Below are 7,660 nucleotides of genomic sequence, written 5' to 3' on the forward strand. Positions count from 1 at the left end.
CCCCTGCAGCGCCGCCCGCAAAACCAAGCCCAACCCCTGCCCCTCCTCCTGTTGCAGAGCCTCAACCTGCCCAGTACCTGCTGGAAACGGTGGGCTCACCCAGTCTGGTGGATGGAGCCGTGGTGGTGGTGTACCGCCTCGAGGGCAACGCCGAAGCCCACCTCCCCTTGCTGCTCAGCCTCAAGGAAGTGCCGGCCAACCTTCAAGTCAGCTACAACGACCACCCCACCGCCATTTCTTTGCGCCCGGGCCAACAGTTTGAGCTTCGGGTTACAAATCAGGGTTCGCAGGAAGCCGTTGTCGAGACGGCTTTCAAGGTGGTGAGCGCCCCAGGAGCTCTGGTTGAGCTGCCTCTGGTCTTGCAGTTGAAGGTGCCCCCCCTCGTGGTTCGGCGGAACGGGTCGGGGTGGATATGGGCCTGGGTTGGATCTTTGGCCGCCCTGCTGCTGGGCCTCAGTCTGACGCTGGCTCGGCTACGCCGAACGGCCCCGGTAGCCCAACGAACCGGGCGGATGGGCACGGGACCCCGAATGAGCTACGGGCCATCCGAGGGCGGGGAGGTCAGGGTGCTGTCCCCCGCTCGTCCAAGCCTGATCAGCCTGGACTTTTTTGGCGCCGCCCCAGAGCAACGCCGCAAATACATCCCGGCTCTGATGAGCGAGTGCGACCTGGGAGAGGTCATTGGGGATGCGGGCCTCGAGCGCTTGCGGGTACGCCCTGGGTCGGGTGGCCTCGAGGTCACGCACATCCCGGGCCACCTAAGCCTCTCTGTTGGGGCCAAAGACCCTCTCACCCCAGGTCGGACGGTGGAAATGGGCCGAATCATCTACATCTCCGACATCAGCACGGGTGCAGGTATTGGCATCTTGAGTGTGCAGAAGATGTAGAAAAAACCAAGTGGATGGCTCCACTTGGTCGGAACAGCAGGCTGAGTTTGTTTAGGAGACCGGGGTAACGGCAGCGGTGTCCTCTTCGCCGGTACGGATGCGGTAGACCTTCTCCACGGGCAGCACGAAAATTTTACCATCGCCTACCTCGCCCGTACGCGCACCAGCCAGAATGGCCCGCACGGTAGGCTCGACAAAGTGGTCGGAGACGCCGATTTCTAGGCGCACTTTTTCTGAAAGCTCCATCTTGACGGTGGTACCCCGGTAGGTTTCCACCCGCTCGGTCTCGCCGCCATGGCCTTGCACCCGGCTGATGGAGAGACCCCGCACCTCAGCCTTGAAGAGAGCCTCCAATACATCGTTCAGCTTCTCGCTACGAACGATCGCAACAATTAGTTTCATCGCAGCCCTCCTTAGTCGGTGCCCCCTACAGGCTTGGGCTTGGCCACCGGCATGGCCGCTTCGGTATTTACCAGAATTGCACCTTCACCACTGGTATAGGCCTCCTCGCCGTGCTGGGTAATGTCCATACCCACCCCCTCTTCCTTCGTAGAGGCTTTTAGGGGGGTGATGGCTCCCACCAGCTTCAGCAGCACAAAGGTGATGGCCCCGCTATAGACCACCGCAACCAGCACCGCAAAAGCCTGGATCAGTACCTGGGCTGGGTTGCCTGCAATTAGACCGTCGAAAAGTCCGTTCACCGACTTCTGGGCAAAGACCCCGGTCAGAATCGCGCCCGTAATACCACCAATCCCGTGAGCCGCAAACACATCCAGCGAGTCATCCATCCCGCTCTTGGCCCGCCACAACAGCACATAGTAGCTGGGGAAGGCCCCAATCGCGCCCATCACCAGAGCGAAGAGGGGCGATACAAAAGCAGCAGCTGGGGTAATCACTACCAGACCCACCACAATCGCAGTAGCCAGACCCACCGCAGTGACCCGGCCTGTACGCATCAAATCAATCAGCGACCACACCACGATGGTAGCGGCAGGGGCCAGGATGGTATTGGTCAGGGCCAGCCCAGCGGTTGCACTGGCCGCCCAAGCACTACCCGCATTGAAGCCAAACCAGCCAAACCACAACAAAGCCGCTCCCAGCAGTACAAAGGGTACATTGTGCGGCAGGATAGCCTGTCGGCCAAAATCCTTGCGTGCGCCCAACACCAGGGCCGCTACCACCGCGGCAATCCCGGAGTTGATGTGTACCACCGTCCCGCCGGCGAAGTCCCAAGCCCCCAGGTCGGCCAGGAAGCCACCGCCCCAGACCCACTTGGCAATGGGCGCATAGACCAACAGGCTCCAGAGGGTGATGAACAGCAAGAAGGCAGGGAAGCGCATCCGTTCAACCACCGCACCCGAGACCAAGGCCGCGGTGATGATGGCGAAGGTTCCCTGGAAGATCATCCAGAGCATATGGGGGATGGTGATGGAAGCAATCGCTCCCTTGTTTTCCATCCCCACGTTATTCAAGAACAAGTAGCGCAGATCGCCGATGAAGTTGCCGTCCCCGGAAAGGGCCAGGGTGTAACCCAGCAAGGCCCAGGCCACCGCCACGAAACCCAGCGCCGAGAAGCTCATCATCATGGTGTTGAGCGCGTTTTTGGAACGCACCAGGCCCCCATAGAAAAAGGCCAGGGCCGGCGTCATGAGGAGCACCAGGCCTGTGGCAACCAGCATCCAGGCCGTATCGGCGGCGCTGAACTCGGGATCTTCGGCAAAAGCCAGACCTGCCAGCATTGCCGCCAGGAATATCGGTATTCGAAGATTTTTCATCAACTCTTCACCTCCTGGGCAAGAGACTACCGAAGACTATGCATATTGTCAATCTTTTATCCGACAAATGTACATAAGTTTAGTGACATTTTTCCATAATTACTGAATTGGAGATGAGTTTCGAAATGTATAAACGCATTTTGTGATTACTTTGATGTCTGGCTTAGTTGATCGCTTACCACCAAAACAATGCAACCCGCAATACCGCAGAACGGTGGTTTAGTTCTAAACTAGAACTGGATTATGACCGAGCGGCAGCGACGTATCTTGCATCTGCTGGTGGATAGCTATATCCAGACCCAGACCCCGGTGCCTTCGGGGGCACTGGCAGAGCAGTTGTCGTTGTCACCCGCAACTGTGCGCTATGAGTTGATCGAGCTCGAGCAGCAAGGTTTGATCGGCAAGCCCCATACCTCGGCAGGACGCATCCCCACCCGCACCGGGTTTCGCCATTATGCCCTATCCAAACTACCTCCCAGCCCTCTACCGCAAGTCACCCTCGACAAGCTGGCACAGATATTGGAAGGGGCTGGTGCACGGCGCGAGGTGTTGTTGGTACAGGTGGCCTCCAAGCTCTCGGGCTATCCAGCCATGCTGCGACTCAAACCCCAGCGTGCACCCAAACTGTTGCAAGTGCACCTTTCCAACCTGACACCCGGCAAGGTGCTGGCGGTAGCGGTCTTGGAGGGGGGCCGGGTGCGCGAGGCTCGTATTGATCTGTCCTTTACCCCCAGTGAAGCCCAACTAACCGAGGCAGAACACCGCCTGTTCAGGGCAACCGGGCCGGTTAGGGCCAGCACGCCGGCCATGATGGAACTTTATGAATCCATTGGACGAGCCTTTGCCCAGGGTATCGAAGAGGAATACCGTGAAGGGGTGGGCCTGTTGCTCAGTGAGCCGGAAGCACAGAACCCCTTGTTTTTGCGACAGGCTATCGCAATTTTTGAGACCCCCAGCGACCCCACCCTCACCCCCCCAGGAGGTATCAATGTGCGGGTGGGCGAGGATGAAGGGCTCTCCCTGGTGCAAGCAGGAATCGGCGTTAGCGATCAAGTAGGCGAACTCTCGCTCTTGGGGCCGGTGCGGATGCGCTACGAAAAGGCCCTTTCGGTGGCCTTTGCCATGAGCCAGGTATACATGGGAAAGTAATCCGAGCACGGGAATAAGCCTTTTGTGTGCATACCGGGACGATGGCTCTAGACACCTGACCCGGAACCCCCGACAATCTATTACATGCGTATTCAGGTGTTGCTGTTTGCCCTTTTTCGCGAGCAGGCCGGGCAGGCCCGGCTCGAGCTAGACCTTCCGGCGGGTGCGACTGTAGCCGATGCCAAGGCCCTGCTGGAACAACAATACCCCCTTCAACTCTCGGGCGGGTTGGCGGCCATCAACGAGCAACTGGCCCAGGCCAGCGATGTTCTTAAAGAGGGCGATGAGCTGGCATTCCTGCCCCCGGTTTCGGGCGGTTCCTCCGTACTCTCCCCCACCAGGGAGGCCGAGGGCAACGACCGCTTCGGACTGACCTACGAGGTTCTACAGGTGCAGCCCTGGGTAGATTGGGCCTCCGACGACCCCTACGGCGCGGTTATCAGTTTTTTGGGCACCACCCGCAGCCCCAACAAGGGGATGCAGGTGACCCACCTCGAGTACGAGGCCTACCCCGCGATGGCCGAGCGGGTCATCCAGCAGATCATCACCGAGATGCGCGAGCGCTGGGTGCTGGGCCGGGTCGCGCTGTGGCACCGTCTTGGGCGGGTGAACCCCGGCGAAGGCTCCATCCTGATTGTGGTCTCGTCCCCCCATCGCCCCGAGGCTTTTGAGGCTTGCCGGTACGCCATAGAGCGGGTAAAGCAGATTCTGCCGGTTTGGAAGAAGGAATTTTTGCCCGATGGCTCGCACTGGGTAGAGGGTCACGCGCCCCACGAACACAAGCTTTAGGTAGTAAGTAGATAATCGAGCTACAAGGCTGAACACCCCAAAATAGTCCATCGTCAACTATGCTCCAACGAGCAGTGAAGTTGTTGCCTTGAAGCTTATCGCTCCTGGCTTACCGCTTACCACCAAGTATGTGAAAACACGCTCTGGACTGGGTATCTATGGGTGCTGAATTGGGTTATACTGTGTTGGACAAACCCAGAAACCTATGCTATAACTAACAGGTATGTCTCAGCTTAGGGTCTAGCATCCTGGTGAGGCAACCCGTCGTGCAGACCATCCCACAACAAGCCCAGAGCAATCTGGGTCGGGATTTTAGCGCGGCAAAAGGCAAAGGCAGAGAGGAATCAGGCGAATGGAAGATCAAGCTACCCAGACCCCAGTGGAAACTGGAAACCAGTCCCAAGTTTTTAGCATGGAGCAGGCCCTGCAAGACGCAGAGGCTCGGCTCGAGAAGACCGTGCAGCGCGGTCAGATTGTCACCGGCACCGTGGTGCTCATCACCAACGATGGCGTGATGGTGGACATTGGCGCGCGCACCGAAGCCATCATCCCCTTTAATCAGCTCACCGAGGAGCCACTCTCCGAAGAAGAGTTGAAGAACCTGCTCAAGCCCGGCGATGCGGTGAGCGCCTATGTGGTGCGGGCCGACCTCGAGAACGGTCAGGTGGTGCTCTCCAAGAAGCGGGCCGAAGCCGATCAGAGCTGGGTGAAGGTACAAACCCTGTTTGAACAGGGCGAGCCGGTGATGGTACAGGTCAAGGAAAAAGTCAAGGGGGGTCTGGTCGCTACCATTGAAGGTATTCGTGCCTTCTTGCCTGCCAGCCAAGTAGATCTCAAGCGTACCCCGGAACTCGACGAGTATGTGGGTCAGAGCTTCCTGGTCAAAATCATCGAACTTAATCGCAAAAAGGGTCGCGTCATTCTGTCACGCCGCACCGTGCTGGAAACCGAGCAAAAGGCTGCCCGTGCCAGCGTTCTATCGTCCCTCAACGAAGGCGATATCGTCGAGGGTCAGGTGGTCGAAGTTACCGAGTTTGGCGTGTTTGTGGCCCTGGGCGGGGTGGATGGCCTGGTACACCGCAGCGAGATTACCTGGGGCCGTTTCAACCACCCCAAGGATGTGGTACAGAAAGGCCAGACCGTGAAGGCCAAGGTGCTCTCGGTGGATACCGAGCGTGAGCGGGTCAACCTCTCGATGAAGGCCCTCACCGAAGACCCCTGGCTGACCGTTTCAGAAAAACACCCCATTGGCTCGAAGCTGAACGGCAAGGTGGTGGGCCTGACCCAGTTCGGGGCCTTCGTGGAAGTGGAGCCAGGGCTGGAAGGTCTGATTCACATCAGCGAGCTCTCCTGGACCAAGCGCCCCAAGCACCCCAGCGAAATTTTGAAGGAAGGCCAGGAGGTCGAAGCCCAGGTTCTGCGTATTGACCCCGCCGAGCGCCGCCTCTCGCTGGGTTTGAAGCAAACCACCCCCGACCCCTGGAAGAGCCTCCCCGACCGCTTCCCTCCAGGTACGCCGGTCAAGGGTAAGGTCACTGGCTTGACCGACTTCGGCGTGTTTGTGGAGATTGAGCCGGGCATCGAAGGGCTGATTCACGTCTCCGAGCTGGCTTACGAGCGCGTCGAGAAGCCTTCGGAAATGTTCAAGAAGGGGGACGAAGTTGAGGCAGCTATCCTCCAGATTGATCCCGTGGAACAGCGCATCAGTCTCTCGCGTAAGCGCCTCCTAACCCCGCCCCCACAAACCATTAGCATCCCCAGCGACGAAGAGGGCGAGGGGCGTAAAGGCCGCCGTGAGGGCAAGGGGGGCGAGCGTCCTAAGCGCCCCAAGGGTAAAGGGGGTTCCCGCGAAGGGCGTGGTCGCGAGCGTGATTTCGACTACGGGGGTTCCAGTGGCGCAGCCGCCTACACCAGCTACGACCCCAACGTGGCTGCTGCATCCAACACCAACGTCAAGCTGGGTGACGTATTCGGCGACCTTTTGAGCCAGCTTACCCTAGACGAAGATAAAGACAAAGAAAAGGCTTAGAGCGGTTCTCGGAAAGAACCCCGCAATCCTCAAAAGTCAAAAAACTGTGCCGAACTCGAGTTTTGCCAGTAGTCCAAGCGGCAAAAATAGAGGGAACCCCGATAGGCCTCGAGGCTCAAAGCAAAAACCACCCGCAAGCGGGTGGTTTCTGCTTATATCATCGCTACCGGCAGCACAGAGATAAACTTCAAATTTCTCATACCCTTTCACGCTGATACCGTTTCCGCTTGAATCCTTCACCGTTGGACGCAGTCAGAGGTGAAGGATTCAAGCCGACCGAAGGGAGTAGAAAAGCATTTCGGTAGTATCGTTTAGGCTTGCCGAAGTGAACGATACTACCGAAATGCGTATGATTCCTTCATCCCAGGTCACCATAGGCTTTTATCACGAAGGGCACAACAACCGATAGAGTTCGTTGGGGTTGGCAGAGAAGTAGCGAATGGAGTGCAGTGGGGATAGGTTGTTGAGATGTAAAAGGTTGAGGAGCACATCACGGAAATACATCAGCCCAGCGGCCCCCTTGCGGCTGCGGGAAGCGTCTTCACCAAAGACGGTACCGCGGGGGTGGTGCAGACAGTTCTCCACCTGCCAGTGCCCGCGCCAAAGGGCATAGAAATCCTGAGGGGTGCGGACAAGCGAGGTGATGGCATAGTCGGTCTCCTGGCTGACCTGGCGGTGCATTCGAAGAGCGTAGGTGGAACCAGCAAACCCACAGACGCTGGGGGCATGGAGGCGATGCGCAGTGTCCAGACCCACAACTGACCGCTTCGCACCTGGTGTTGCTGGTACTGCTCGGCCGGGCTGGGTGGGTACGTGGCCAGGGCCCACGCTATCAGATGCTGGAGGTCTTTGTGGTTATTCTTGACCGCGAAGTGTTAGCCCCCTTTTGCGCCACCACCTGCTGGGCCAGGGTCTGGTTCATCACCCCGGCATCCCCCGTAATCAGCCAGTCCACCCCCAGGTCGCTCATCCGCACCAACCAACCCTCGGTGGTCTTGGCCTCGCTGGTCGTAACCGCCGTGCTACCCAGA

Annotated in this window: 7 protein-coding genes and 1 pseudogene; 4 read left to right on the plus strand and 4 right to left on the minus strand. The window is 58.6% G+C overall.

Annotation, left to right across the window (positions count from 1 at the left end; all coding sequences use genetic code 11):
• Positions 1 to 887, plus strand: an 887-nt coding sequence (locus tag WKI89_RS17090) for a hypothetical protein (RefSeq protein ID WP_337871585.1), incomplete at its 5' end; no start/stop codon positions are given.
• Between the two features lie 51 nt (positions 888 to 938).
• Here the strand turns inward: WKI89_RS17090 and WKI89_RS17095 are convergent.
• A complete protein-coding gene (locus tag WKI89_RS17095; protein WP_337871586.1) occupies positions 939 to 1,289 on the minus strand; it encodes a P-II family nitrogen regulator in 351 nt (116 codons plus the stop codon).
• Between the two features lie 11 nt (positions 1,290 to 1,300).
• On the minus strand, positions 1,301 to 2,662 hold the full coding sequence (locus WKI89_RS17100) for an ammonium transporter (RefSeq protein WP_337871587.1): 1,362 nt from the start codon (positions 2,660 to 2,662) through the stop codon (positions 1,301 to 1,303).
• Between the two features lie 243 nt (positions 2,663 to 2,905).
• On the opposite strand from WKI89_RS17100, the gene WKI89_RS17105 reads away from it, so the two are divergent.
• The 3 genes from WKI89_RS17105 (at position 2,906) to WKI89_RS17115 (ending at position 6,629) form a co-directional block, all read left to right on the plus strand.
• Positions 2,906 to 3,811 carry a DeoR family transcriptional regulator gene (locus WKI89_RS17105; protein WP_337871588.1) on the plus strand — a complete coding sequence of 302 codons (906 nt, stop codon included), beginning with the start codon at positions 2,906 to 2,908 and terminating at the stop codon, positions 3,809 to 3,811.
• A gap of 84 nt (positions 3,812 to 3,895) precedes the next feature.
• On the plus strand, positions 3,896 to 4,600 hold the full coding sequence (locus WKI89_RS17110; RefSeq protein WP_337871589.1) for a molybdenum cofactor biosynthesis protein MoaE: 705 nt from the start codon (positions 3,896 to 3,898) through the stop codon (positions 4,598 to 4,600).
• Positions 4,601 to 4,952: 352 nt separating this feature from the next.
• Positions 4,953 to 6,629 carry a 30S ribosomal protein S1 gene (locus WKI89_RS17115; RefSeq protein ID WP_337871590.1) on the plus strand — a complete coding sequence of 559 codons (1,677 nt, stop codon included), beginning with the start codon at positions 4,953 to 4,955 and terminating at the stop codon, positions 6,627 to 6,629.
• 384 nt (positions 6,630 to 7,013) lie between these two features.
• Here the strand turns inward: WKI89_RS17115 and WKI89_RS17120 are convergent, their stop codons facing one another.
• Both WKI89_RS17120 and WKI89_RS17125 read right to left on the minus strand, forming a co-directional pair.
• Positions 7,014 to 7,310, minus strand: a complete 297-nt coding sequence (locus WKI89_RS17120) for a hypothetical protein (protein WP_337871591.1) — start codon at positions 7,308 to 7,310, stop codon at positions 7,014 to 7,016.
• A 151-nt stretch (positions 7,311 to 7,461) separates the two neighbouring features.
• Positions 7,462 to 7,660: pseudogene (locus tag WKI89_RS17125) on the minus strand (hypothetical protein); the annotation flags it as partial.

The organism is Meiothermus sp., assembly GCF_037443965.1.
Classification (GTDB): Bacteria; Deinococcota; Deinococci; order Deinococcales; family Thermaceae; genus Meiothermus.